This is a genomic window from Chitinophaga varians, from assembly GCF_012641275.1.
Taxonomy (GTDB): domain Bacteria; phylum Bacteroidota; class Bacteroidia; order Chitinophagales; family Chitinophagaceae; genus Chitinophaga; species Chitinophaga varians_A.
Genome location: NZ_JABAIA010000002.1, coordinates 151,382 through 176,896, shown reverse-complemented (window position 1 = coordinate 176,896; position 25,515 = coordinate 151,382). Strand labels below are relative to the sequence as shown.

Sequence of the window (25,515 nt, the reverse complement as noted above, 5' to 3'; positions counted from 1 at the left end):
TATATTATTGCAACCAATATCAGTGGCTTAAAAGGGATGGATCAGTGTATTATCAATGAACTATTCAAAAACATCACGGCGAACAATGACCAGACAGCCTTCAAAGCTTTCTACAATCATTTTTTCATAAAACTGCTGCGTTTTTCTTTCTCGCTCACCCGTTCCAAAGAGGTAGCAGAAGAAATCACGAACGATGTTTTTATGCATTGCTGGCAAAAAAGGCAATCGTTGACGGACATAAAAAATCCGCAGGTATACCTTTTTGTGGTGGCTAAAAACAAAGCCATTGACCATATGCGCAAACAATCCGCTTCCCGGCAGGTAACCATCGCGGAAGAAGATAAACTGGAAATATCTTTTGAAAGTGATCCCGAACAACTGATGATATCAGCGGAAATGATCCGCAAAATGGAACATACCATCGAACAACTTCCCCCTAAATGCAAAATGGTGTATATCCTCGTAAAACAATACGGGCTGCGCTACAAAGAAGTAGCAACTGTACTCAATCTCTCCGTTAAAACAGTGGAAAACCAACTGGCTATTGCCATGAAAAGACTGACTGCTGCTGTTAATTTCACCCTTGAAAAGATTTAGGGATTTTTTGATTTTAATGATTGATAAAAACCGAAGACCGAAGCGATCGCTCGCCCCGGTCTTCTTTGTAATTGTCCGCAAAAAATCAAAAAATCAAAAATTTAGAAATGACTAGTATCCTTCGTTCTGTGGTTTCAGGTTCGGGTTGTTCTTCATTTCAAATACAGGCAACGGGTACAGCAGGTGTTTCTTCGCCAGTACCGCGCCGTTTGATTTGTTAACGTGACCAACGAAATCGTCGAAACCGTTCGTGTCTTCGTTGTATACTTTACGCAGGCGCAGCATATCAAACCAGATCACGCCTTCGTAGCACAGCTCGTGCCAGCGCTCACGCCATACGGACTGTTCAAAGTCTGCCTGGCTCAGACCGGCTTTGGCAGGCAGGTTGGCACGGAGGCGGACAGCATTCAAAGCCGTATAGGCATCTGCGTTAGGTGACCCATCGGCACGGTTTTGTGCCTCTGCGTATGTCAGCAAAACCTCTGCATAACGCATCAGCGTCAGGTTCAGGTTACTGATACCGGTACCGGGCCTGCCGGAGGCACCATGACAGATCACGTCAAAGAACTTGTAGATGTACGGAGCGCCCAGTTTGATGGTATCGCCGCTGCCTTTGAAGAAATAATAAGTGTAGAAAAACTGCTGCTGATCAGGGCGTTTATCTGTCGGCTCAAATTTCTTGTAGGAATTATAGAAAGATGTGGAAGGCACGTACGTACCCTGACCACTGCCTTTCGCTGAGATATCCGGTTGTGCATTGTTGGGCAGCATGGTGGTTTGTACCGGGTTCTCTTCCACACCGCTCAGGTATTGCACCTGGAACAGCAGTTCGAGTTTGTTGTTGGTACCAACGCTGTGCAGGTCGTCGTAGTTAGTGAACAGGCCAATTTCGGAAGGATGTGCATTGGCGTAGTCGATCACTTCTTTCGATTTGTCAGCGGCCAGTTTATAGTATGCCTGTCCTTTGTTGAGCGGGAAACCGGCCATGGTCAGGTATACTTTGGCCAGCAGGGCCTTAATGGCGGAAGTGCTGGCACGACCGGTATTGTCTTTCCAGGGAAGGCCTGCGGCTTCTGCTTTCTGCAGGTCGTCCACAATAGCTTTATACACTTCTTCCGAGCTGGTACGGCTGGGTGAGAAATCGGTTGATTGCGGTGTTTGTGACTTGAGGATCAAAGGCACGTCGCCCCACAGTCTTACAGCATAAAAATAGGACCATGCACGCAGGAAGTATGCTTCACCCATTACTTTTTTACGGGCTGCTTCGTCCATGGGATTTATTTTCGGCACATTGTCCAATACCAGGTTGGCCTGGGCAATCTCACGGTAGATGCCTTTCCACCAGTTACCGATCTGGAGGTTGTCTCCATCGTACACCAGACCTAAGAGGTTGTTCAGGTCGGAGTTCTGGGCGGTCTTGGTAGTTACCGTGCCGGTAGCGGCGTCCAGGAAGGCGTAGTTGTTGGTGAAGATACCTGCGCCTTCTCCTATAAAGCGCAGCCTGGAATAGGCTGCAAAGATGGCCGCGTCCGCATGTTCAGGCAAAGTAAAGTAGCTGTCCGGGGTGAGGTTGGAAGGGTCCTTTTCTTCCAGGAACTTTTTACAACCACTGCCCGCGCCCATCAGCATAGCGCCGCAGAGCGCCAGCTGTATCGTTTTATGAATGATATTTCTCTTCATGATAAAGTCTTTTTGATACTGAACAAATTAGAACGCCACGTTTAACCCCAGCTGATAAGTAGTTGGCTTGGGATAGTCGAAGAATGTCTGTCCCTGTGCGAAAGAATCGCCATAGGTAGATACTTCCGGATCGTTGCCGCTGTATTTGGTCAAAACGAAGAAGTTTTGTGCAGAGGCCCAGATACGCAGGCGGCTCAGGTGTATTTTCTGCAGCACTTCCGGTTGGAAGGTATATCCCAGCAGTAAGTTTTTACCACGGAGGAAGGAACCGTCTTCCACCCAGCGGGTGTCCACGTTGGTAACATAACCTGCGGCCACCGGACGGGGAGCAGCGATCGGTGTGTTCTGATGTTCCGGAGTCCAGTAGTCCAGCACGGATCTGAAGCTGTTGGCGATGCTGATACGGTCTTCACCGGAGTGGTGCGACATGTTCAGCACGTCGGCGCCGTAGGAGTATTGCAGTTCGAGGGTGAGGTCGAAGTTTTTATACTTGAAGCTGTTGATAAAACCGCCCCATCCTTTCGGGTTACCGTTGCCGATGATCATACGGTCAGCATCGTTGATGATGTTGTCGCCGTTCACGTCGCGGTATTTGATATCGCCGGGCAGCATGGTATTGCCACCGCGGTAGCTCTGGAATTTGGCTGCCTGTGCTCTTTCAGCTTCGCTCCAGGTACCTTCACGCACCAGTCCCCAGAAGGAACCAACGGCTTCGCCTACACGCAGGATGTTGGTCTGGTTGGTAAAGTTGGGGCCGCCCACGCCGAAGATATCTGCCGGTGTGGCGAGCGACAGGATTTTGTTACGGTTGAAGGAGATGTTGAAAGTAGTGTTCCAGGAAAAGTCTTTTCCGCTTATCACCAGTGCGTTCAGGGCCAGTTCCAGGCCTTTGTTTTCCATGGAGCCGATGTTTTTACGGATAGTGGCGTAGCCGCTGGTGGTAGGTACCGGCGCATCGAGCAACATGTCTGTTGTTTTACGGTAGTAGACATCAGCTTCCAGGTTGATGCGGTTGTTGAACAGGCCTATTTCCGCGCCGAAGTCTGCCTGTGCTGTTTTCTCCCATTTCAGATCGGGATTGGCGAGCCTGTTGGTACCGATGCCCTGTACTTTGGCACCGTTGATAACGGCAGCGTAGGTACCGCTGGCAGCGAGCGTGGCGAGGGACTGGTACGGCGGAATTTCGGAGTTACCGGTCACACCGTAGCTGGTACGCAGTTTCAGGTTGGACAAGAGGTGGTTGCCTTTCAGCCACGGTTCTTCAGACACTCTCCAGGCCAGTGCGGCGGAGGGGAAGGTAGCGTATTTGTTGGAAGGGCCGAAGCGGGAAGATCCGTCTCTGCGGCCGGTGAGGGTCAGCAGGTAGCGGTCTTTGTACGCATAGTTCAAACGGGTAAAATAAGAGAAGAACGAAAACCGGGTACGGTTAGAGCCCACGCCGCTGGCTGGGATCACGGAACCTGCGCCCAGGTTGTTGTTCTCAAAGTAATCGGTGGAATAATTTTCGCCCCTTGCATTGATGGTGAAGAAGTTGTTTTCAGAAGCACCCATACCCACCATGCCGGTGAAGGAGTGGTCAGTACCAAAACGTTTATTATAGGTCAGGTAGTTTTCAAAGGACCAGAAAGATTCGCGGTCATTGGCCACAATGGCAATACCTTTCTGGGAAGCGGAGATATCCAGCAGGGAGCGGCCATTCCATTCGTTACGGCCACGTGTCACGATGTTGGCGCCAAGGGTGCTGCGCAGTTCGAGGCCTTTGGCCAGCGTCAGGTTAGCGTAGGCGTTACCGAGGGTGGTCTGTGTGTTCAGGATGTATTTTCTGTCTGTCAGGATCTGTACCGGGTTGGAACCGCCTTCAGCGCCTGGGTACATCTTGTTGTTGGTCCAGGTGCCGTCCGCCAGTTTCAGCGGCAGGAAGGGCAGCGCTTCGGTGATCATACGAACGGAGTTAAGACCGCCGGTACCAATGTCCACGAGGTTTTCTTCCTGGTTGTTATAACTGAGTGAACCGCCTACTTTCAGCCATTCCTTGATTTTGGTGTCGATGGTAAAGCGTGCGGAATAACGTTTTAGATAGGAATTCAGCAGCAGGCCGTTATCATCGAGGTAACCGAGGTAGAGACCGTATTGTGTATCAGGATTGCCACCAGAGAAACCTAACTGATGGTTCTGTGTAAGTTTATGCTGGATGGATTCTTTGAACCAGTCAGTATCGTACAGCGGGTTACCGTCTTTATCAAAGAAGCGGGAGTCCGTTCTTTTCAGCGCAGGGTTGCTGCTTACGTAGTTGCCGGCGTCCCATCCTGGTTTATCATAGATCTGTGCATTTTTCCAGCCCAGTGTTTCCAGGTCGAGGTATTCTTTGGCGTTGAGCATTTTCACGCGGTGCGGGCCCGGTGTATTGATGCCGAAGTAGTTGTCGTACGTTACGCGGCCGCCGGTAGCAGACCCTTTTTTGGTGGTCACCAGCACTACGCCGTTAGCGCCTCTGGCGCCGTAGATGGCGGTAGAGGAAGCGTCTTTCAGTACTTCGATGGATTCGATGTCATTCGGATTGATATAGTCAATCGCGTTAGAGTTCTGTGTCTGGTTGCCCATGGGGAGTGCCACTCCGTCCACTACGTAGAGTGGGTTGCTGGTGGTGTTGATAGAGCTGAAACCGCGGATGCGCACTCTTGTCTGGCCGCCGGGGCGACCGGAGTTGGTGCTTACCTGTACGCCGGGCATACGGCCGCTGAGCGCCTGGTTCACCGAAGGTGCAGGACGTTCCTGCAATGCGCCGGCCCTTACGGAGGCAACGGCGCCGGTCACGTCGGATCTTTTCTGTGTACCATAACCGATTACCACCACGTCCTGTAATGATTTCACGTCGGTACTCAGTGCGGCATTGAGCGTGGTAGCGCTGCCTACCAGTTTTTCAGTGGGTGTGTAGCCAACGAAAGTAAATATGAGGGTGGTGTTATTACCGGGTACGTTAATGGTATAGCTGCCGTCAGGGCCGGATTGTGTACCGGTGTTGGTGCCTTTCACCTGCACTGTCACGCCAGGAAGCGGCGTGTTGTCCCGTGCATCAAACACCTTACCGGTGATCTTCTTTCCCTGGGAGAAGGCCAGCAGCGACAGCAATAGCAGGAAGCTGCTCTGCAAGCTGGTCCGTACCAGGAAGGTCAGTTTTTTCTTCATACATGTTTGTTTTTTGGTTAATAAAGGTTCAATGCTAAAGAGTTTTCGCTAAAACGATTTTGCAAAGAAGGCCCGTTATCCCTTCCGGATGATTTTAGGAAGGGAAGCATTGCTGAAATACAGTAAGGACAGGCAGCCTGCGTTGTATCTGCGGACGGTGGGCCGTCTGAAGCACATGCCGGTGGTTGATAAAGCACATACGGGCGGTCATGTCACAAAAGGAGTGATGCGAAAACTCCTGATACCCGGAAAAAGTATCCACTTGTTGACAATCTGCTGTATGGGCTGATGCTGCCACACAGGGCAGTTGTACCAACTACCCCGCTACCTGGGAAAATGTACACGGTAAAGGCTATACGAAGATGCCGTGGAAGCATTGAGTTGATTTACTTCCGGCAATCCGGAAAAGGGTCCATCAATGAACGTGGTACCATTGTGGAATTTTCAAGGTGCCTTTTGTTAACGTGCTAAAACGATTTTGTTTAATGATTGATCATTCCCCTGATGTACAAAAACGATTTTGTTTTAATTAATGTGATAAATACCTGTTTACACTGCCAGACAAGGCAGTTGCCTGATTCAAAAAAATATGGCTTACAACCTCTAACGTGAAATGCGACGGGAGCTGAATCGATTTAGTACTCCTGCCGGCTACAAGTGATTTTCATTTAACAGTGCTACCATTACAAGTGAATAATTTTTTAGATTTAGATCTGAGCTGGCATATTATCCACATACTTTTTTGGCTTTTTCACTACAGCTCTGAACATAAAAATATAATTATTTCCAGATAACTAAAACGTTTTTGCAATTTTTTTTATCACTGGTAGCGGGTTGATGATAAATTACCCGCCAACTGACAAAAGAACAGAAAAAAACGAAATAACCCATATGAAGCCCGCCTGCCATTCTTTTCTTTCTTTCCCATTAACTGAATTATGATTTTTTTTATACCTTATACCCTGATACCTGGAAAAGAGTAGGAAAACTAATGGTGAGAACCAGCGATATTGCCCAACTGAGCGAGGCTGCATTGATCAGGGAAATTCATGCGAAAAACAGGCAGGCCTTTACCTATGTATATGAACGTCACTTCCGGGAACTGGTGATGGCGGCCTTCCGCTACTGCAAAGATGCAGGCATCGCACAGGAACTGGTACAGGAAGTGTTCATCAGAATATGGGAAAACCCTGCCCTGCTGGATGAAAACGGCGCCCTCCGTGCCTACCTGTACAAAGCAGTGATCAATCATGCGCTCAACTATCTTAAGCGGGAAAAAAACATCGCCCGCCATCACTCCCTTATTGCCGAATCACTGACAGACAGCTACCTGCATAACCTGCAGGAGGAACAGGAACTGAAAATGCGCATCTGGCAGGAAATAGAAAAACTGCCGAAACAATGCTCAAAAGTGTTTAAAATGAGCCGCTTCGATGGCCTCAAATACCGCGAGATCGCAGCGCAGCTTCAGATCTCCGAGAAAACAGTGGAAAACCACATGCTCCACGCCCTTAAAACACTCCGCGAAAATCTTTTTTACCGCCAGGACAATTCCCGCGATTACACCGCCAACCTCCGCATGCTGCAACTCTTCCTTGCACTTGCAGGTGAACTGGCAAGCCGGCTGTAATCCCCGCCCGGCCTGCGGCTACCGCTGTACTCCCCGCCTCTGCTCTTCTCCTTATTATATTATATAAATATTAATGTGAAAATTTTTCGTTCGCCACTGGGGGTATCCCCTCCGCTGGATTGTAACAATACACAAAGGCTTCTGTCCAATGGAAAAAGAAACGATCAACTGGCTGCAACTGGTGAAATACCTGAACAACCCGCAGGACGCTGCCCTGGAGCAGCAAGTGCGGCAATGGGCCGCCGCTTCCCCGGAAAATGAAGCCACCTTCCTGCAGGTGCAACAACTATGGCAACTGTCACCAGACCTTAAGATACTGGACCAGCTGGACACCCATGCGGCCATCGCACGGCTCCAGGAAGCCCTGCCGGAAGAAAAAACCATCCAACTGCCTGCACGCCGCTATCGCTGGTTCCGCGCAGCTGCTGTCATCATCCCTGTTGTGGCCGCCGCAAGCTGGTACTACTACCACACCAGCACGGTCACCTACAAAGAAAAAGCGACACTGGCATCCATCGACTCCCTGCTCCTGCCCGACCAGTCACGCGTTTATCTCGATAAGAACAGCCGGGTACGCTACCCGGAAAGAATGCAAAAAAACAGGACAGTCATCATGGAACAAGGCACCGCCTATTTTGACGTGGCCACACAAACAACAACGCCCTTCGTGGTTAAAGTCGGACAATCCAGCATCACGGTACTGGGCACCGCTTTTAACATACAAATGGAAGACCGCCGTATAGGCGTCACCGTCAAAACAGGCAAAATCAGGTTCGCCTCCGGCCATGCCAATGCAGCGGAGACCATCCTCACCGCCGGCGAAGGCCTTCACTTCGATCCGGCCACCGGCAGCCTGGAACAGTATAATGCCATCAACAGTAACGCAGACGCCTGGATCACTCATGAACTCGTTTTCGTGGATGCCCCACTGTCAGAAGTATGCAAAAAAGTCGAAGCGCTTTATCAGGTTAAAATCAACCTCCGGGGAAAAATCCCCGTGAAAAAACTGAATGCAACATTTAAAAACAATAAGCTGGAAGAAGTATTGGAGGTGCTGCAAGCTACCTACCCTATCACGGTAGTGCACCGCAACCGGGAAATTACGATCACCGGCAGGTAACACCTGCCGTCTGGCCTTTCTCCGTTGTTTAGCAACCCAATGTGTCAACTGAAATCGTACATCGCAGTTCTGTCAACCCGGAAATGCAATTAACATCCTGCAGGCTATGTACCCGCTCCCCGTGGAGCGCATCGCCTATGCCTGCTCCCGACCCGTTTAACCTATAATAATTATATACGATGTTTGAAATCCTTTACAAGAAGAAGAGACCAAAATCGAAGCTGCTCCTTGCCCTATTGACAGTGGCATGCCTGGAAAACCAGGCTGCGCCACTGACCAATGAGCAAAACCGGGAGAAACTGGAAGTCATCCTCGGCAGGATGGAGAAAAAGTACAACGTCGTATTTGTATACGATGCCGCGGTCATCAACAAAAACATGAATGTCGAAATAGACCCCGATAAAATTTCTATGCAGCAGGCGCTTAATCTGCTCGAGAGCAAAGGCATAGCACATAAAGTAATCGGCGATAAGATCGTGCTCACACGCCCCGCCGAAGTAATCGCGCCACAACAGGAGGTCATCACCGTTAAAGGACGCGCGGGCACACGCGCGGAAAACGGTGATGCTTCCTTTGTGCCCGGTATCAGCATCGTGGAAAAAGGCACCGGCAACGGTATCGCCACAGACAGCAAAGGAGAGTTCACCATCCGCGTGAAACCCGGCGCCACCCTCGTCATCAGCATGGTAGGCTTTAAAACACAGGAAGTGAAAGCCACCGCAGATAAACCTATTATCATTACCCTCGAAGAAAACGTTACGAATCTTAACCAGGTAGTCGTGACCGGTTATCAGACTATCGACCGCAAACTCTTCACCGGTTCAGCAGCTACCCTCAAAGCCAATGACGTGAAACGGGAAGGTATCACCGACGTAAGCCGCATGCTGGAAGGCCGCGTGGCCGGCGTTTCCATCCAAAACGTGTCCGGCACCTTCGGCGCGGCACCTAAAATCCGCGTCCGTGGCGCCACCTCCATCACCGGCGACAACAAACCGCTCTGGGTGGTAGATGGTATCGTGCTGGAAGATGTGGTCAACGTCTCCAATGAACAACTCTCCACCGGAGACCCCACCACCCTGCTGGGCTCTTCTGTGGCCGGCCTCAACCCCGACGACATCGAGAGCTTCCAGATCCTCAAAGATGCCGCCGCCACGGCCATGTACGGCGCCCGCGCCATGAACGGCGTAGTGGTCATCACCACCAAAAAAGGACGCGTAGGCAAACCACTCATCTCCTATACCGGTAACTTCTCCACCTATATCAAACCAACATATAAAGATTTCAATATCATGAACTCCGCCGACCAGATGTCGGTATATAAATCCATGGAAAGCCGCGGATTCCTGCAATACGGCGACCTCGCCACCAGACAGGACGGCGGCGTATTCACCAAACTGGCGGAAAATATCAACAACAGAACAGTTTACAATGACGAGAAATCCAGAAATGAATTCCTCAAAAGATACGCACTGGCCAATACAGACTGGTTCGATGTATTATTCCGCAACTCCCTCCTGCAGGAGCACTCCCTGAGCATCTCCTCCGGTACGGAAAAATCACAGCTCTATTTCTCCACCAGCTTCCTCAACGATAACGGCTGGACCATCGGCGACCGGGTGAAACGCTTTACCGGCAATGCCCGCGCCAACTTCAACATTTCACCTAAACTGAATATAGGCCTCATCACACAAGGCTCCATCAGAGACCAGCGCGCTCCCGGCAGCGTCGGAAGGGTCAGCAATCCGGTAGAAGGAAAATACGACCGCGATTTCGATATCAACCCTTTCAGCTACGCCCTCAATACCAGCCGCACCATGACCGCCTACGACCAGAATGGCAACCTGGAATTCTTCCGGCGTAACTTCGCTCCGTTCAATATCATCAATGAACTGAACAACAATACGCTCGACCTCACCATGGTGGACATCAAACTACAGGGCGAAGCCGGCTATAAAATCACACCTACCCTCAAATACAGCTTCCTCGGCGCTTTGCGTTATGCCAAAACCAACCGGGAACATAAAGTGAGAGAAAACTCCAACATGGCCATGGCCTACCGCGCTGCCGATAACGCCCATGTGATGGAGAACAATAAATTCCTCTACCGCAACCCCGATGATCCGGAAGCTTATCCTGTGGTAGTACTGCCCTATGGCGGTTTCTACAATACCAATGATGATTACCTCGTTAGCTATAACATCCGTAACTCCCTCGAGTGGAATAAAACCTATAACAACACGCACATCTTCGTGGCCTATGCCTCGCAGGAATTAAGATATGCCAACCGCCAGAACAAATTCTCCAATGGCTACGGTTACCAGTTCGACAAAGGCGGCGTGCCCTATGTAGATCCCCGTATCATCAAACAGGCTGTGGAAAGCGGTTTTGACTTCTACGGCATGCAGAACTACTATGACCGCTTCCTCGCCTACATGGCCAACGGCGCGTATTCCTATAAAGGCAAATACAACCTCAACGGTACTATCCGTTACGATGGTTCCAACCTGCTCGGCAAATCCCGGACTGCCCGCTGGCTGCCCACCTGGAACATCAGCGGTTCCTGGAACGTGGACACAGAAGAGTTCATGAAAGCGGTACAGAACATCAACCGCCTTACGCTTCGCGCTACATACGGCCTCACTGCCAGCCTGGGCAGGGCCACCAACTCCAGCCTCGTTACCCGCAGCGGTAAAACATACCGCCCTTACCTGCCGGAAATCGAGTCCGTGATCAATATCATCGACCTGGAAAACGCGGAACTCACCTGGGAAAAACAATATGAAACCAACGTAGGCATCGACCTCGGCATGTTCAAAGACCGCCTCACCGTTACCCTCGACGGGTATAACCGTAACGGCTTCGACCTTATCAGCCCTATCCGCACCTCCGGTATCGGCGGCCAGTTTGTCAAAAACGCCAACTATGCCGACATGAAATCCCATGGTGTGGAACTGACTGTCGGCGGCGCTATCGTACAGCAGAAAAACTGGCAATGGAGAACACAGCTCACCGCAGCCTATAACGAAAATAAAATCACCAACCTGAAAACAAATCCCAACATCTGGGACCTGATCGGACCTGATGGAGGCCCTATGCTTGGACGCCCCTACAGAGGCCTCTACTCTATCGACGTGAAGGAACTGTCCTCCCTCGACGGCACCCCGGTGTTCATCAATGAAAAGGGTGAAAAAGTAAATGAGGTCAACCTCCAGAGCGATGCCATCAACTACCTGAAGTACAGCGGCCCGATTGATCCCAAATTAACCGGAGGCTTATATAACTCCGTGCGTTATAAAGACTTCACCTTCTCTGCCCTGTTTACCTTCAGCGCAGGAAACGTGATCCGCCTCAATCCCGCCTTCCAGCAGAAATACACCGATCTAACGGCCATGCCGAAAGAGTTCCTCGACCGCTGGATGATGACCGGCGACGAAAAACAGACAGACATCCCTTCACTGTCCGATCTCCGTGTGATCAACAGGCTGAGTGGCGTAACACCGTATTATACCTATAACTATTCTTCTTCACGTGTTGCCGACGGAGGTTTCATCCGTCTGAAACAGGTGTCGCTGAGTTACAGCCTGCCGCTGAGATATACCTCCGCAATAGGCCTCAACAATGCGTCGCTCAGCCTGGTGGCCAACAACCCGTGGCTGATCTATGCCGACCCCAAACTGAAAGGCCAGGACCCTGAGTTCTTCCAGTCCGGTGGCGTGGCGTTACCTGTTCCTAAACAATACACCCTGTCCGTAAAAGTTGGTTTTTAACCTGAATGAAAAGTTTTGGATATGAAAAGAAATCTCGTATATATATCAGCGTTAGCAATCATGACCGTTGCGCCCGGGTGTAAAAAATACCTCGAGCAACTGCCAGATCAACGTACCGAAGTGAATACACCTTCCAAGGTGGCCGAACTCCTTACCTCCGCCTATCCCCGGGCCAACTATATTCCGTTCATCGAAGCCATGTCTGACAATGCCAACGATAAAGGTACAGACGATAATACCCGCTATAATCGTCAGCCCTGGTTCTGGGAAGTGTCGTCAGACAGGGACCAGGACACGCCGGACTTCTACTGGCAAAAAGCATATGCCGCCATCGCCGCCGCCAATCAGGCCCTGGAAGTGATCAACCAGGCCAGCGACAAAGCCGCCTATAGCGCATCCAAAGGAGAAGCGCTGCTCTGCCGGGCATATGCACACTTTATGCTGGTCACCATTTTCTCCCAATCATACGATGCCGCCACCGCTGCTAAAGACCCGGGTATCCCCTATGTCACCAAACCGGAAAAAATAGTGGTGGAAAAATATGAAAGGAAAACAGTAGCGTACGTGTATGAACAGATCGAGAAAGACCTCACAGAAGGATTGCCATTGATCGATGACAACTCCTACACCAACGCGCCCTCCTATCACTTCACCACATCAGCCGCACACGCTTTTGCGGCACGTTTCTACCTGTTCAAAAAAGAATACGCCAAAGTGGTGGAACATGCCAACCAGACCTTCCCGGCAGGCAAGGCACTGCCTTATCTGCGCCCGGTAAACTCCACCTACAACAACATGGAAGAACTGGTGCTCAGAAAGGAATATACCAGGGCCACACAGAAAGCAAACCTGTTGCTGGCCGAATCCCAGTCCTGGTGGGCAAGGAACCTGCGGACCAACCGCTACGGCTGCGACCCCGTTCTCGGCGCCATGCTCAACAGCCGTGATAACCCTTCCGGTGCAAGACTGAGCTATAAAGTATACTACTCACGGCCGGAAGACTACTTCGTTCCCAAGTTCTATGAACTGTTTATCCGTGTGGACCAGAACGCCAACATCGGCGACGGATGGGATATGATACCATTGTTCACCGCCGAAGAAGTGCTGTTCAACAGAGCGGAAGCCAATACCGAGCTGGGCAACTTCGATGCCGCCATCGCTGATATCAACGACTTCCTGAGCCAGCGCGTGGATGGTTATGTTGCCAGCGCACATAACCTCTCCGTAGGCAAGGTTAGGAACTACTACCGCACGGTAGACAGCCGCTCGGCCATCATCCAGGCAATCCTGTATTACAAAAAGGTAGAGTATATATTCGAAGGTCTCCGGTGGTTCGATATTCTCCGCCACAAAATACCGGTCGTACACACCTCTTTCGATGGTAAGACCAAAATGGTGCTGGGCGCCAACGACCCGCGCCGAATGGTGCAAATACCACAGGAAGCGCAACTGTCCGGCCTGGAATTAAATCCACGATAACCACCGCTCAAACTTGTAAATATGAAACGTCATTATATCATTCCCATACTGGTAGCAGGACTGATCACCGTTCTTTCCGGCTGCAACAAAAAAGAAAACCTGGATATCTCCAACCTGTTCCCGGAAAACACAGGGCAGCCAACAGCGCTCGACAACTGGATCACAGATAATTATACCAAACCATACAATATCGAGGTCAAATACAAGTGGGACCCTTATGCGGTAGCCACCGACAAAACCCTTATTCCCATTAAAGAATCGATGGTAATACCGGTGATGGACCTCATACACAAAACCTGGGTGGAGCCTTATATCAAAGAAGTTGGATTACCCTTCTTCCTTAAATACAGCCCCAAACAGATCATACTGGTAGGCAGCCCCCGGTACAACTCCAACGGTACCATTACCCTCGGGGAAGCGGAAGGCGGTAAAACCATACAGCTGTTGCGGCTCAACGAGTTCAACAAAAAAAATGAAGGGTTCGTAAAGTTCCTGTTGCACACCATTCACCACGAGTTTGCACACATCCTGCATCAGACCATCTTCTATCCCAAGGAATACAAATCCCTTACCGCCAGCGGTTATACCGGTACCTGGAACAACACCACCGACCAGGAGGCGCTCGATCTCGGCTTCATCACGCCCTACGCGCGTTCCAAGGCAGATGAAGACTTTGTGGAAATGGTGTCTACCATGCTCACCGAAGGCAAAGACGGCTTTGAAGCAATAGTTAACCAGTCTGCTACCGACCACGGCAAAGACATGTTATACCAGAAAGCACAGATCGTCAGAAACTATTTCCAGAACAGCTGGAAAATAAATTTCGACAGCCTGCAGGCAAAAACATCCACAGCTATTGCAGAAGCGATCAAGTAGTTTTTAAGTAAATGACTATAACTATTACGGATATATGAAAAAATTTATCATAGCAGGAATGGTGTTATGCACATTGGCTACATCATGCCGCAAAGACAATGACGGTTCCGTTTTCGGCACCAGGCCGGAAGAACGGATGAACACCACCCTTACGGCCTATAAAAAACAACTCACCGGCGGTGCCAACGGCTGGAAAGCCTATCTTTTCCCCGATGGCGGCGAAGGCTTCGGCTTCTATTTTAAATTCGGGGAGAATGATCGGGTGAACATGCTGGGCGACCTGACACCCGTCACCGGGCAAGACCTCGCCGAGAGTTCCTACAGAATGGGCGCCTTACAGCGGCCATCACTGGTATTTGACACCTACAGTTATATCCATATGCTGTCAGACCCGGATGACAGGGTATTTGGCGGTCTGCGTGGCAGAGGTTACGATGCCGACTTTGAATTTGGGTATGACTCCACCCGTACAGACACCGTATTCCTTACCGGTGCCGCCAACAAGAGCAAGATGCTGCTGGTAAGGGCCAGCGCCGCAGAGGAAACAGCCTACAAGGCAGGCGGCCTCAATACGATCCGGGACGCAGTCGGAGACTACATTGATCAACATTCAACATTGTATGTTTCCACGGCCGACGGTAAAAAGGTACAGACGGCCATTGTGCCCGACTCCCGTGTATTTTCACTGATATACGAAGAAAACGGCACTGCTAAAACGCTGTCTATCCCCTACGCCTATACGTTAACCGGCATCATCACCAAAGATCCTTTTAAAATCGGCAACAGCTTTTACCAGGAAGTATTTTTTGACGCCGGGAAACAGGTGCTGTATCTGAAGGATAATGGTAAAACCATCGAGTTCCAGGAAGCAACAGGTCCTATCTTCGACCTTCATCTGCTCCTGGGCATCGCCTACGGACAAATCAGCGTTACCGACGCTTCGCAGGGTTCTTTCTCTCCCGGCTTCCTGACCATGTGGAAAACAATCAAAGCCAGGATACCCACTACCGCCGCCAATCTGCAGCTCACCAGCATGAACTTCATATTCAATACAGCCAATCAGCAGCTGGTTGTCCTTGTGGAAGTATACCAGGGAGCCAACAGGTTCACCGCTCCTTTCATATACGACTATACGAAAAGTAAAGACGGCGTATTTTCTTTCACTCCACAGGATGTTAAAGGAGACGTGGCTTCCATTATCCTCCCTGCGATGCAGCCTTTGCTGGATAAACTGGCCACCGGCAAATACCGGGTGGATTATTTCTCCATGCCTGGCAATCCCCAGATGGGCCGCATTCTTGGCGTAGATGATCCTGCTTTCATACTGGGTGGCACACTCAGATAATTCGTTCAACCGTAATTGTTCCAAATGAAAAAAATCGCTTTATATACACTCTTGTGCGCTACGGTAGTGGCGTCTTGCCGGAAGGACAATTCACTCGACATTCCGGTCGAGCCGTCCTTCCCTGATCCGTCCAAACAGCTCGACTCCTTCAAAACCATATTGGGCACAGCGCCTGACGGGTGGGTAGGCGCGCTTGTTCCCGGCAGCAGCAATCAACTCTTCAGCGTATACCTGCAACTCGACAATGGAAAGGGTGAAGCCACCCTGTACTCCGACCTTAGCGCCACCAGTGCCGCCACGCCCAGCAAAAGCCCTTTTAACGTGTACGTTACCCAGAAGGTCAATCCCACCATTAGTTTCGGCGCCGGTTCACAGCTGGGGGACATCAAACTGGTCACCAAAAGAGGCGTGGACACCGCCTATGCGTTCCGGTATGTCAGCGGCGATACCCTGGTGCTGCTTGGCAACAAGTACAGTGATGAGCTCCGTTTGGTAAAAGCTGGCGCCCAGGTAAAAACAGCCTACACCAGTGGTAAACTGCAGGCTGTGATCAGCCAGGCCACCGATTTTATCAATAACGCCGGCTATCTGTCACTCAAACAAAACAATGCGCCTACCATGGTGTATTTCAACGTGTCTGACAAAAGCGTAGGCTTCGCGGCCGTAGCCAATGATATCAAAACCTCCGCCGGTAGCGGTTACGCCTATACGACCACCGGCATCCTGTTGCGTCATCCCGTACAGGCGGGAGGCCAGGCCTTCACTACCCTGAACTGGGACAGCGATGCGCTCAATTTCTATGCAACAGTCGACAAAGCAAAAGCTTACCTGGAGCAGGGCGCGCTTCCTCCGCTGCCAGCGCATTACCTGCTGGGCACTGAGCTGTCCGGCCTGCAAACGCTGCCATCTCCCGGCTCACTGGCGCTGCCCGGCTGGTCAACCGATTTTAAGGCCATCTGGAATGACATGGCCAACAAGTTCAAAGCCCGAGGTTTCCCGTTATCCAAAGTGGTATTTGATTTCCAGGTGCCCGGCGTACTGAATGTGAATATCACCTTCGCCAGTTATGTAGGCAGATATTCCTTTAAATACACCAGGACAGCAAACGGAGTATATACCTTCACTCCATTGCCTTTTGCAACTGATGCGCAGGGCAGCAATGCCAATGCCCTCAGCCCGCAGGCCAAGCCACTGACGGATATGTTGACCAACAACAGGCTGGCCATCAGTTATGCCACCTTTCCCGGTGGTTTCCTCATTGGCTATACCAGTGTAGACAAACCATCTATCGGCTTCACCAGTATTTGGTAAATATTCATACTATCCTTACCCGATAAAAAAGAGAGAGGCCCTGTCAGTGTTCTGGCAGGGCCTCGTTGCATAAACGTATGGGTTAGTTCTCAGTAGGACATTAATGCTTGTATCATTGCCTCCACCTTGGCCGCATTAGGCAGCATAGCGGCTTCCAGGCTGGTGTTAAGCGCCACCGCCGGCAGATCGAGCGCCCCCAGCATATGCACCGGGGCGTCCAGCTGCCGGAAACATTCTTTTTGAATACGGCCGGCCAGTGCCTGTGTAAAGGAATTATTGAGCTGCTCTTCCGTCAGCAGCAGGCATTTGCCATGTTTGCGGACGGTTTGAAACACCAGTTCTTCATCCAGTGGGAAGAGGGTGCGCAGGTCCACTATTTCCACATTTCCGGGGAACGCGCGTGCTGCGGCCTTTGCCCAGTATACGCCCATCCCGTAGGTGATAATACATACAGATTCCCCACGTTGCACATCTTTCGGGTGTGCCTGCAATACCACATTAGCTTTGCCCAATGGCAGCACATAATCTGCCGCCGGCTCTATGGTCATGGCATCCTGGGTACCGGGCACCTTGCTCCAATAAAGCCCTTTATGCTCCAGCATCACTACCGGGTTGGGGTCCAGGAAGGCCGCTTTGAGCAAACCTTTCATATCTGCCGCATTGGAAGGGTACACCACTTTGATGCCTTTGATGCTCAGTAAAGTGGATTCAATACTGCCGGAATGATAGGGACCGCCGCCACCATAAGCGCCGATAGGCACCCTGATCAGTGTTTGCACCGGAAATTTGCCCTGGCTCAGGTAGCAGGATTTGGATATTTCCGTCACCAGCTGGTTGAATCCCGGATAGATATAGTCCGCGAACTGTATTTCCACAATGGGCTTTACGCCGGTGGCCGACAGACCCGCCGTAGCGCCGATAATATACGCTTCCTGGATGGCGGTATTATATACACGGTGGTCACCGAATTTATCACCAAGGGTAGCTGCTTCGCGGAACACGCCGCCCAACCGTTTACCCACGTCCTGCCCGAAGAAGATGGCTTCGGGATATTGCTGCATAATTTCTTCCACAGCATGAAGGGCAGCGTCCACCATCACCACTTTGCTGCCATTGGCCGGTACGCGCGTTCCTGCCTCCTGTGTGACCGCAGCAGGCGCAAACACATGCTCACGGACAGTTTCGGGGGCCGGTTCGGCCGCTTTCACGGCCGCCGCAAAAGCAGCTTCAATATCTTCAATGGCTGTTTGTTCTATCTCCTGCAGGGTAGCCTCTGCCACGCCATGTTTCAGCAACAACGCCCGTAGTTTCGGTACAGGATCTTTGGCGGTGTGTTTTTCAAGGTCTTCAGCGGTACGGTACCATTCTTTCCGGACACCGGAAGTATGATGCCCTAATAACGGTACATTAGCCTGCACAAGGATCGGCTTGCGTTCCTGTCTCACATACCCGATAGCCGTTTCCATAGCGGCATAGCTGGCCGTAAAATCGCTGCCGTCCACCCGCATCCGTTCCATCCCCTTAAAGCCGGCGGCATATTCATACGCGTCCATGGCGCGGGCTTCCGCGGCAGTGACCGAGATGCCCCAGTCGTTGTCCTGTACAAGGTAGATGACCGGCAATTGTTTCAGGACGGCAAACTGAAAAGCTTCGCTGACTTCCCCTTCCGTCACGCTGCCATCGCCCAGGGAACAAACTACTACCGGCAGTTCGCCGTTAGGACCTGTCGGTAACAGCTGAGAGTGGATGGTTTCCAGGTATTGTACGCCCTGTGCCATTCCGGTAGCGGGTATTACCTGCATGCCGGTGGCGCTGCTTTGATGGGGAATCCGGGGTTTGTCCGGCCGGCGGCTGTTGGGGTGGTTGTAATAGGACCTTCCGCCGGAGAAAGGGTCGTCTGCTTTGGCCAGCAGCTGCAGCATCAGTTCATATGGTTCGAAGCCCATGGCCAGCAGCATGCTCTCATCGCGATAGTACGGGCTGACAAAGTCCCACGGCCGTAACTGCATTCCAGTGGCAATCTGGATGGCCTCGTGCCCCCGTGAAGTGGAGTGCACATACTTGCATATCGGCCGGTTGGCCTCGTAGGTAGCGGCCATCTGGCCCGCCTGGCACATCCACCGGTAAGCGGCCAGTAACTCCGCCAGCTCGCTCTTTTTCCCGTGCTGGCCGTTAGTACCGGCTTTTAAAGTTGAAACGCTTGTACTATCTTTAAACACGTAAAACTGTTTTGGTGATGACGATGGTGGTTTAAGCAAAATAGTTGCTATAACAACTATTGCTATTGCAAATTAATTAATATGGCTGATACTTTTATCAATAATCCCTCTTTTTTTAAGCTGGATGCGACCCTGAAAAAACTGCGCAACTATTGGCAGAAAATGTTCGATTCCCGCCAGATGGACATTACGGTGGACCAGTGGTTGCTGGTCGAGAACCTGTACAAGCATAAAAAAACGACCCATAACGAGCTGGCCCGTAATACCTCCAAGGATATCACCACTATCTCCCGTATTATAGAATTACTGGTAAAAAAAGGGCTGGTAAAACGGGAAGCCGATACTTATGACCGAAGGAAGGTATATCTGCAGCTCACGCCGGAAGGAACGGAAAAATACAAACAGGTAAAGCCGCTGGTACATGAAATGCGGAAAACAGGCTGGAAATCGCTGACAGAAGCTGACTATGCGGAGTTAACAAGGATACTGGACACGATCTATAACAATGTCCCCACAAAAATCTGATTTACGGATTTGTGGATTTTTTGATTTAGAGATTTAAAAAAGCGCGATGATGATTTCGCTGCATTCCAAATCTCTAAATCGCAAAATCAAAAAATCGTAAGTTATTTTACGGCGAATTCCAGCAGGCTGTCATTTTCGATAAACGCCTCAAAGGAATCACCGATCGCGGTAGGCCCTACCCCCGCCGGCGTGCCGGTAAAAATCAGGTCACCTATATTCAGGGTAAAGAATTTCGAAATATAGGAAACAAGAAAATCGAAGGAGAACAGGAGATCTTTGGTATTGCCCTGTTGTACCAGTGTCTTGTTTTTATACAGGCAGAAGTTAATGTCCTTCTTGTCCATCTCCGGTGTGATGGGAATAAAGTTGCCTACAATGGCGGAGTTATCAAAGGCTTTGGCTATTTCCCAGGGCAGTCCTTTGGCTTTTTGTTTATCCTGCAGGTCACGGGCAGTAAAGTCGATTCCCACAGAAATTTTATCATAATATTTATCAGCGAATTTTTCCTGAATGTGTTTGCCGTTTTTGCTGACGCGCAGTACGAGCTCACATTCGTAGTGCAGGTTGGTGGTAAACTCCGGATAATAAAACGGGTGGCCGTTCTGCAGCAGCGCGTTCTTGGGTTTCATGAACAACACCGGTTCAGTTGGCACCTCATTTTTTAATTCTTTGGCATGGTCGGCATAGTTCCTGCCTACGCAAATAATTTTCATAATGCGTGAGTTTTAGAAGATAAATTAAGCAGATAGCGGGCAGATTTGCAAATTTACTTTACAGCGGAAAAACCATTTTATTGTACTCGTTCATGGTACGGGCCAGTCCAATCCCTGCAAAACTTTCGATGATATCGCAACAGGCATTGATTTTTTGCTGCACGACCGGTATTTCCGTCGGTTTCCATTTGCTCAGTACAAAATCCGCCTGCCGTCCTTTAGGATAATCGTTGCCGATGCCGAAGCGCAGTCGTGGGTACTGATTAGAGCCTAAAGACTCCTGGATGCTTTTCAGGCCGTTATGGCCGGCATCGCTGCCACCCGGGCGCAAGCGAAGCACGTCCAGCGGAAGCGCCAGTTCATCCATCACCACGAGCAGGTTTTCCATAGCGATCTTTTCTTTGTCCATCCAGTATTTGACGGCGCGACCGCTGAGGTTCATGTAGGTGGTGGGTTTGATAACGATAAACGTTTTGCCTTTCCATTTACAGGTTGCCACTTCTGCCAGCCGGTCGTTATCGAAGCTGGCGTTATGTTTGGCCACAAAAGCGTCTGCCACGTCAAACCCTATATTGTGGCGGGTATGACGGTATTCTTCTCCAATGTTGCCCAAACCGGCGATCAGGTATTTCATCGTGTTTCAAATTAAAAAGCCCCTCTACAAGTAGAGAGGCTTTTTGGAAAAATATTTCTAAAAGATTATTTCTTTTTAGCGTCTTTTTCAGCAGTAGCTTCTTCCTGGCGCAGCTGACGGGTCATTACCACAGAAGCGATAGGAATACGCGGAGAGTTGGTGATTTCGATACCTTCCACTTTCACGTCTTCAACACGGATGTTGGCGTTCAGTTCCAGGTTTTCGATGTTCACTTCGATGTTCTCAACCAGGTGTTTAGGCAGAGCTTTTACTTTCAGCGCTTTCAGTTTGCTTACCAGTTTACCGCCGGCTTTTACACCTACAGAAGAACCAACCAGTTTGATAGGCAGGGTTACAGACACAGCTTTGTCTTCTACCAGCTCCATGAAATCAACGTGAGCCAGTTCGTCTGTTACCACATCAAACTGCAGATCTTTCAGTACGCATCTGTAAGTTTTAGCGCCCAGTTTAATTTCTGCGATCTGGAAAGCAGCAGTGTAAACCAGGTTTTTGAATGCTTTGGCAGGAGCTGAAAAATTAACAGTTTCTGCACCCCCGTAAATAACACAAGGCACTTTTTCCTCAGAACGGATCTGGCGGGTGGCTTTTTTGCCGAATTCGCTCCTGAGTTGTCCTTCGATGGTTATTGTATTCATTGTTTATACAGTTTATATAAATGATAAAATATACGTTGTTATTGCTTGCGGTGGCTGTGAATGAACAGGCTGGTAATAGACTTGTTCTCATGCATGTTGCGGATAGCCACTGCAAAGAGCTCTGCCACAGACACCACTTTCACTTTAGAACTTTCCGGACGGATGGGAATGGTATCACATACCACGATCTCCTCCAGTACGGAATTTTCGATGTTTTCATATGCTTTACCGCTGAACACCGGATGGGTACAGAAAGCGCGAACGCTTCTGGCTCCTTTTTCCTTCAGCAGGTTAGCTGCCTTAGACAGCGTGCCGGCAGTATCGCAAATATCGTCAATGAGCACAATGTCCCTGTCTTTCACATCACCGATCACTACCATGGATGCTATTTCGTTGGCTCTTTTGCGGTGTTTGTCGCAAATCACCATCTCAGCATTGAAGTAGGAGGCCACTTCACGCACCCGGTTGGTACTGCCCACGTCAGGGGACGCAAAGGTAAGATTTTCCAGCTTTAATTGCTCAATATAGGGAATAAAAATAGCGGAACTGTCCAGGTGGTCTACCGGGATATCGAAGAACGCCTGGATCTGCGGCGCGTGCAAATCCATGGTAATCACCCTGTTAGCTCCTGCAGAAGTGAGCAGATTGGCTACCAGTTTAGACCCGATCGCCACCCTGGGCTTGTCTTTCCTGTCCTGCCGCGCAAACCCGAAATACGGGATAACCGCCGTAATGTAACCGGCTGATGCACGTTTTGCCGCGTCAATCATCAGCAACAGCTCCATCAGGTTGTCTGACGGTGCGTTGGTGCCCTGCACGAGAAAAACATAGTCACCACGGATACTTTCCAGGAAAACGGGCTGAAACTCGCCATCACTGAACTTCTGAATTTTTAACTTACCGAGGCTGTTGAGTCCGTTGCCGTATCTTTTGGCAATTTTCTCAGCCAATGCCGGATTACTGTTGCCTGTGAAGATTTTAACTGAAGGTTGCATACTGCTAGTAGAAAAGAGGTGGCAAAACTATGATTTTTTAGGGCTACCGGCGTGATTTTTTTTCGATCAAAAATTAGATTTAATTTAATTTAAATATCTAATACTTTTTAAAGTAAATAATTATGTGGTTTTTTCGATGATTTTCATCAAAAAGAAAGTAGGGAATGAGTGGCCAGGGTCCGGAGAAGATTACGTAAATTCGGAGAAATGCAATGAAATATGTTTGTTAGCCCGAAACCACAACCCCATGTGGCCATCCGTAAATGGGCGGATGCCGAAAAACCCAGGGAAAAACTGCTCCAGCATGGTGCAGCTATCCTCTCCGATACAGAACTGCTCGCCATTTTGCTTCACACCGGCCACAAGAACAAATCCGCCCTCGACCTGGCACGGGAAGTATTACAGCTGGCACATCACAACTTACCGGAACTGGGCCGTATCAGCGTCCGGAAGCTGCAAAAGCTCCGCGGCATGGGCAGCGCCAAAGCCGTTACCGTCATCGCCGCCATGGAACTGGCACGGCGCAGGCAGGCAAGCCCCATTCACAAAAAAACCGTTATCCGCGCAGGCGCAGATGCCGCCCTCTTCTTTAAACCCATCCTGGCAGACCACTCCTTCGAAACCTTCTACGTCATGTTCCTAAACCAGGCCAATAAAGTGCTGAACTACCGCTGCATCAGCACCGGCGGCATGACCAGCACCATCGTGGACACCCGCATGATCTTCCGCGAAGCCCTCGAAGCCCAGGCCTGTAAACTGCTCCTCTGCCACAACCACCCCTCCGGCAGCCTGCGGCCCAGCCAGGCCGATATCCGCATCACCCTGAAAATAAAGGAACAGGGCCAGCTCTTTGACATAGATGTCCTGGACCATATTATCGTGTCAGAAACAGGCTACTACAGCCTCGTGGAAGAAGGTGTGATATAAAAATCAAAAAATAACCAAATGTATTTACTTTCGCATTTATTTATTAAGAACCACTATGCTCAAAATAGGAATCTTCGGGGTAGGACATCTGGGTAAAATTCATCTCTCCCAACTTTCAACCATGAAAGACGTGGAAGTAGTTGGCTTCTATGATCCCAGCGACGCCAACGCGGCCAGCGTGGCAGAGCTATACAACATCACCCGGTACACTACAGCGGAAGAACTGATCCTGGCCGTAGACGCCATCGATATCGTAGCGCCTACTACCCTCCACTTTAAATTATGTGAACTTGCCATCCGCAATGGCAAACACATCTTCGTGGAGAAACCCATGACCAACACCATGGAAGAAGCTAAAACACTGGTGAAACTGGTGGATGAAGCCAACATCAAATTCCAGGTAGGCCATGTGGAACGCTTCAACCCCGCCTTCCTCGCCTTAAAAGGCTATGACCTGAAGCCCATGTTCATCGAAGTGCACCGCCTCGCAGAATTCAACCCGCGCGGTACCGACGTGAGCGTGATCCTCGACCTCATGATCCACGACATCGACATCGTGCTCAGCATCGTGAAATCTACCGTTAGCCGTATATCGGCCAGCGGCGTAGCTGTCATGAGCGACACACCCGATATCGCCAACGTACGCATCGAATTCCATAACGGCTGCGTGGCCAACCTTACCTCCAGCCGCATCTCCCTGAAGAAGATGCGCAAAATGCGCCTCTTCCAGAAAGATGCCTACATCGGTATCGACTTCCTCGATAAAAAATCAGAAATCATCAAACTGAAAACACCGGAAGACGAAGGCCTCTTCACCCTCGATATCGAAACCAACAGCGGTAAAAAAACCATCGCGATCGATAACCCGGAAGTAAAACAATCCAACGCCATCCGCATGGAACTGGAACTCTTCCGCGACGCCATCCTCCAAAACAAACCCGTGGCCGTAAACGCCATCGACGGCCTCCAGGCACTGGACGTGGCCCATCAGATCCTGCAGAAAATCAATAAGAGCCTGAACGAAACCGCTAAAGCGTAGGGTTCACGCCAAAACGCAAAGCAGCAAAGGCACGAAGAAAATAGTAAACAAACAAAGGGGCGAAGATCAAATATGACCTTCGCCCCTTTGTTTTCCTGTAAGTCTTGTAAAAACCTTTGCGCCTTTGTGTGATCTACCCGCGCAGGTCCAGGAAAGCCTTCGCCATCACCAAATCCAGCGGTTTCGTGATCTTCAGGTTCGATTCCTCCCCCTGCACCAGATGCACGAAATGCCCAAAATGCTCCACTACCGTAGCCTCATCTGTAAACAACGGATCATAAGGCTGCTCAAAAGCCGGTAATATCCACGACGACACAAACGTCTGCGGCGTTTGCACAATGCGGAAACGCCCCCTGTCCACCGCCCTGTTATGCTCCCCGTTCACCTCCCGGACACTGTCTTTCATATCAATCACCGGGATAGCGCTGCCATGGCTGCATGCAGCTTTATAACAGGTACGCACCAACGCCGGCGATACCAGCGGTCTTACCCCGTCATGCACAAATACCACTCCCTCTTCCTTTACCTGCTGTAAGCCGTTTTTCACCGAATGGAAGCGCGTTTCACCGCCCTGGACCATGGTAATGGCCGGAATATTATCAAAAGCCTGCAATAAATTGTTGGCATAACTGATATGATTCTCCGGCAATACCAGCACAATATCCATATCCGGATAAGCCTCCGTAAAAGCTGTAATAGTATGATACAGTACCGGTTTGCCTGCAAGGTCCAGGAACTGTTTGGGTACAGCGCTCTGCATCCGGGAACCGGAGCCGCCTGCAACAATGATGGCTGTTTTTTTTCTATTGCCCATAA

At 50.3% G+C, this 25,515-nt stretch carries 19 protein-coding genes; 11 read left to right on the top strand and 8 right to left on the bottom strand.

Features of this window, described 5'->3' with window-relative positions; genetic code table 11:
• Nucleotides 1–36: 36 nt before the first annotated feature.
• Nucleotides 37–597 (top strand): RNA polymerase sigma-70 factor, encoded by a 561-nt coding sequence (locus HGH92_RS15260; protein ID WP_168871671.1) that lies wholly within the window; start codon nucleotides 37–39, stop codon nucleotides 595–597.
• A gap of 111 nt (nucleotides 598–708) precedes the next feature.
• On the opposite strand, the gene HGH92_RS15255 is transcribed toward HGH92_RS15260, so the two are convergent.
• Both HGH92_RS15255 and HGH92_RS15250 read right to left on the bottom strand, forming a co-directional pair.
• Nucleotides 709–2,277: a RagB/SusD family nutrient uptake outer membrane protein gene (locus HGH92_RS15255; RefSeq protein ID WP_168871670.1), complete on the bottom strand. Its 1,569-nt coding sequence runs from the start codon at nucleotides 2,275–2,277 to the stop codon at nucleotides 709–711.
• A 27-nt stretch (nucleotides 2,278–2,304) separates the two neighbouring features.
• On the bottom strand, nucleotides 2,305–5,463 hold the full coding sequence (locus HGH92_RS15250; RefSeq protein WP_168871669.1) for a SusC/RagA family TonB-linked outer membrane protein: 3,159 nt from the start codon (nucleotides 5,461–5,463) through the stop codon (nucleotides 2,305–2,307).
• A 991-nt stretch (nucleotides 5,464–6,454) separates the two neighbouring features.
• On the opposite strand from HGH92_RS15250, the gene HGH92_RS15245 reads away from it, so the two are divergent.
• The 7 genes from HGH92_RS15245 to HGH92_RS15215 all read left to right on the top strand — a co-directional run bounded on the left by HGH92_RS15245 (nucleotide 6,455) and on the right by HGH92_RS15215 (nucleotide 16,991).
• On the top strand, nucleotides 6,455–7,093 hold the full coding sequence (locus HGH92_RS15245) for an RNA polymerase sigma-70 factor (protein ID WP_168871668.1): 639 nt from the start codon (nucleotides 6,455–6,457) through the stop codon (nucleotides 7,091–7,093).
• 148 nt (nucleotides 7,094–7,241) lie between these two features.
• Nucleotides 7,242–8,213: a FecR family protein gene (locus tag HGH92_RS15240; protein ID WP_168871667.1), complete on the top strand. Its 972-nt coding sequence runs from the start codon at nucleotides 7,242–7,244 to the stop codon at nucleotides 8,211–8,213.
• 179 nt (nucleotides 8,214–8,392) lie between these two features.
• Nucleotides 8,393–11,980, top strand: a complete 3,588-nt coding sequence (locus HGH92_RS15235; protein WP_168871666.1) for a SusC/RagA family TonB-linked outer membrane protein — start codon at nucleotides 8,393–8,395, stop codon at nucleotides 11,978–11,980.
• Between the two features lie 21 nt (nucleotides 11,981–12,001).
• A complete protein-coding gene (locus tag HGH92_RS15230) occupies nucleotides 12,002–13,459 on the top strand; it encodes a RagB/SusD family nutrient uptake outer membrane protein (protein ID WP_168871665.1) in 1,458 nt (485 codons plus the stop codon).
• Nucleotides 13,460–13,480: 21 nt separating this feature from the next.
• Entirely contained in the window at nucleotides 13,481–14,335 is an 855-nt protein-coding gene (locus tag HGH92_RS15225; protein ID WP_168871664.1) for a putative zinc-binding metallopeptidase, read from the top strand.
• A 34-nt stretch (nucleotides 14,336–14,369) separates the two neighbouring features.
• On the top strand, nucleotides 14,370–15,680 hold the full coding sequence (locus tag HGH92_RS15220) for a DUF4302 domain-containing protein (protein ID WP_168871663.1): 1,311 nt from the start codon (nucleotides 14,370–14,372) through the stop codon (nucleotides 15,678–15,680).
• A gap of 24 nt (nucleotides 15,681–15,704) precedes the next feature.
• A complete protein-coding gene (locus HGH92_RS15215; RefSeq protein WP_168871662.1) occupies nucleotides 15,705–16,991 on the top strand; it encodes a DUF4302 domain-containing protein in 1,287 nt (428 codons plus the stop codon).
• An 89-nt stretch (nucleotides 16,992–17,080) separates the two neighbouring features.
• Here HGH92_RS15215 and HGH92_RS15210 read toward each other — a convergent pair whose 3' ends face one another.
• Nucleotides 17,081–19,210 (bottom strand): thiamine pyrophosphate-dependent enzyme, encoded by a 2,130-nt coding sequence (locus HGH92_RS15210; protein ID WP_317166415.1) that lies wholly within the window; start codon nucleotides 19,208–19,210, stop codon nucleotides 17,081–17,083.
• Between the two features lie 81 nt (nucleotides 19,211–19,291).
• Between HGH92_RS15210 and HGH92_RS15205 the strand changes: the two genes are divergently transcribed.
• Nucleotides 19,292–19,735, top strand: coding sequence for a MarR family winged helix-turn-helix transcriptional regulator (locus tag HGH92_RS15205; RefSeq protein ID WP_168871661.1), 444 nt, complete (start codon nucleotides 19,292–19,294; stop codon nucleotides 19,733–19,735).
• 101 nt (nucleotides 19,736–19,836) lie between these two features.
• Here HGH92_RS15205 and HGH92_RS15200 read toward each other — a convergent pair whose 3' ends face one another.
• From HGH92_RS15200 to HGH92_RS15185, 4 genes are all read right to left on the bottom strand, one after another.
• On the bottom strand, nucleotides 19,837–20,448 hold the full coding sequence (locus HGH92_RS15200; protein WP_168871660.1) for a fumarylacetoacetate hydrolase family protein: 612 nt from the start codon (nucleotides 20,446–20,448) through the stop codon (nucleotides 19,837–19,839).
• A 58-nt stretch (nucleotides 20,449–20,506) separates the two neighbouring features.
• The gene (gene pth, locus HGH92_RS15195; protein WP_168871659.1) at nucleotides 20,507–21,082 is read right to left on the bottom strand and encodes an aminoacyl-tRNA hydrolase; all 576 of its coding nucleotides are present in this window, start codon (nucleotides 21,080–21,082) and stop codon (nucleotides 20,507–20,509) included.
• 65 nt (nucleotides 21,083–21,147) lie between these two features.
• Nucleotides 21,148–21,738, bottom strand: coding sequence for a 50S ribosomal protein L25 (locus HGH92_RS15190; protein WP_168871658.1), 591 nt, complete (start codon nucleotides 21,736–21,738; stop codon nucleotides 21,148–21,150).
• Between the two features lie 38 nt (nucleotides 21,739–21,776).
• Complete coding sequence (locus HGH92_RS15185; RefSeq protein ID WP_168871657.1) at nucleotides 21,777–22,733, bottom strand: ribose-phosphate pyrophosphokinase; 957 nt, start codon at nucleotides 22,731–22,733, stop codon at nucleotides 21,777–21,779.
• A 219-nt stretch (nucleotides 22,734–22,952) separates the two neighbouring features.
• Between HGH92_RS15185 and radC the strand changes: the two genes are divergently transcribed.
• Both radC and HGH92_RS15175 read left to right on the top strand, forming a co-directional pair.
• Nucleotides 22,953–23,660, top strand: coding sequence for a RadC family protein (gene radC, locus HGH92_RS15180; RefSeq protein WP_168871656.1), 708 nt, complete (start codon nucleotides 22,953–22,955; stop codon nucleotides 23,658–23,660).
• Between the two features lie 55 nt (nucleotides 23,661–23,715).
• Nucleotides 23,716–24,699, top strand: coding sequence for a Gfo/Idh/MocA family protein (locus tag HGH92_RS15175; protein ID WP_168871655.1), 984 nt, complete (start codon nucleotides 23,716–23,718; stop codon nucleotides 24,697–24,699).
• 133 nt (nucleotides 24,700–24,832) lie between these two features.
• Here the strand turns inward: HGH92_RS15175 and HGH92_RS15170 are convergent, their stop codons facing one another.
• Nucleotides 24,833–25,513, bottom strand: a complete 681-nt coding sequence (locus HGH92_RS15170; RefSeq protein WP_168871654.1) for a 2-C-methyl-D-erythritol 4-phosphate cytidylyltransferase — start codon at nucleotides 25,511–25,513, stop codon at nucleotides 24,833–24,835.
• Nucleotides 25,514–25,515 lie beyond the last annotated feature (2 nt).

What these genes read in the sequence shown, in the direction of transcription:
- HGH92_RS15255 (WP_168871670.1), bottom strand. Translation starts at nt 2,277, where the DNA reads ATGAAGAGAAATATCATTCATAAAACGATACAGCTGGCGCTCTGCGGC.
- HGH92_RS15170 (WP_168871654.1), bottom strand. Translation starts at nt 25,513, where the DNA reads ATGGGCAATAGAAAAAAAACAGCCATCATTGTTGCAGGCGGCTCCGGT.
- HGH92_RS15230 (WP_168871665.1), top strand. Translation starts at nt 12,002, where the DNA reads ATGAAAAGAAATCTCGTATATATATCAGCGTTAGCAATCATGACCGTT.
- HGH92_RS15200 (WP_168871660.1), bottom strand. Translation starts at nt 20,448, where the DNA reads ATGAAAATTATTTGCGTAGGCAGGAACTATGCCGACCATGCCAAAGAA.
- HGH92_RS15175 (WP_168871655.1), top strand. Translation starts at nt 23,716, where the DNA reads ATGCTCAAAATAGGAATCTTCGGGGTAGGACATCTGGGTAAAATTCAT.
- HGH92_RS15225 (WP_168871664.1), top strand. Translation starts at nt 13,481, where the DNA reads ATGAAACGTCATTATATCATTCCCATACTGGTAGCAGGACTGATCACC.
- HGH92_RS15245 (WP_168871668.1), top strand. Translation starts at nt 6,455, where the DNA reads ATGGTGAGAACCAGCGATATTGCCCAACTGAGCGAGGCTGCATTGATC.
- HGH92_RS15250 (WP_168871669.1), bottom strand. Translation starts at nt 5,463, where the DNA reads ATGAAGAAAAAACTGACCTTCCTGGTACGGACCAGCTTGCAGAGCAGC.
- HGH92_RS15235 (WP_168871666.1), top strand. Translation starts at nt 8,393, where the DNA reads ATGTTTGAAATCCTTTACAAGAAGAAGAGACCAAAATCGAAGCTGCTC.
- HGH92_RS15220 (WP_168871663.1), top strand. Translation starts at nt 14,370, where the DNA reads ATGAAAAAATTTATCATAGCAGGAATGGTGTTATGCACATTGGCTACA.
- pth (WP_168871659.1), bottom strand. Translation starts at nt 21,082, where the DNA reads ATGAAATACCTGATCGCCGGTTTGGGCAACATTGGAGAAGAATACCGT.
- HGH92_RS15190 (WP_168871658.1), bottom strand. Translation starts at nt 21,738, where the DNA reads ATGAATACAATAACCATCGAAGGACAACTCAGGAGCGAATTCGGCAAA.
- HGH92_RS15260 (WP_168871671.1), top strand. Translation starts at nt 37, where the DNA reads ATGGATCAGTGTATTATCAATGAACTATTCAAAAACATCACGGCGAAC.
- HGH92_RS15205 (WP_168871661.1), top strand. Translation starts at nt 19,292, where the DNA reads ATGGCTGATACTTTTATCAATAATCCCTCTTTTTTTAAGCTGGATGCG.
- radC (WP_168871656.1), top strand. Translation starts at nt 22,953, where the DNA reads ATGTTTGTTAGCCCGAAACCACAACCCCATGTGGCCATCCGTAAATGG.
- HGH92_RS15215 (WP_168871662.1), top strand. Translation starts at nt 15,705, where the DNA reads ATGAAAAAAATCGCTTTATATACACTCTTGTGCGCTACGGTAGTGGCG.
- HGH92_RS15240 (WP_168871667.1), top strand. Translation starts at nt 7,242, where the DNA reads ATGGAAAAAGAAACGATCAACTGGCTGCAACTGGTGAAATACCTGAAC.
- HGH92_RS15185 (WP_168871657.1), bottom strand. Translation starts at nt 22,733, where the DNA reads ATGCAACCTTCAGTTAAAATCTTCACAGGCAACAGTAATCCGGCATTG.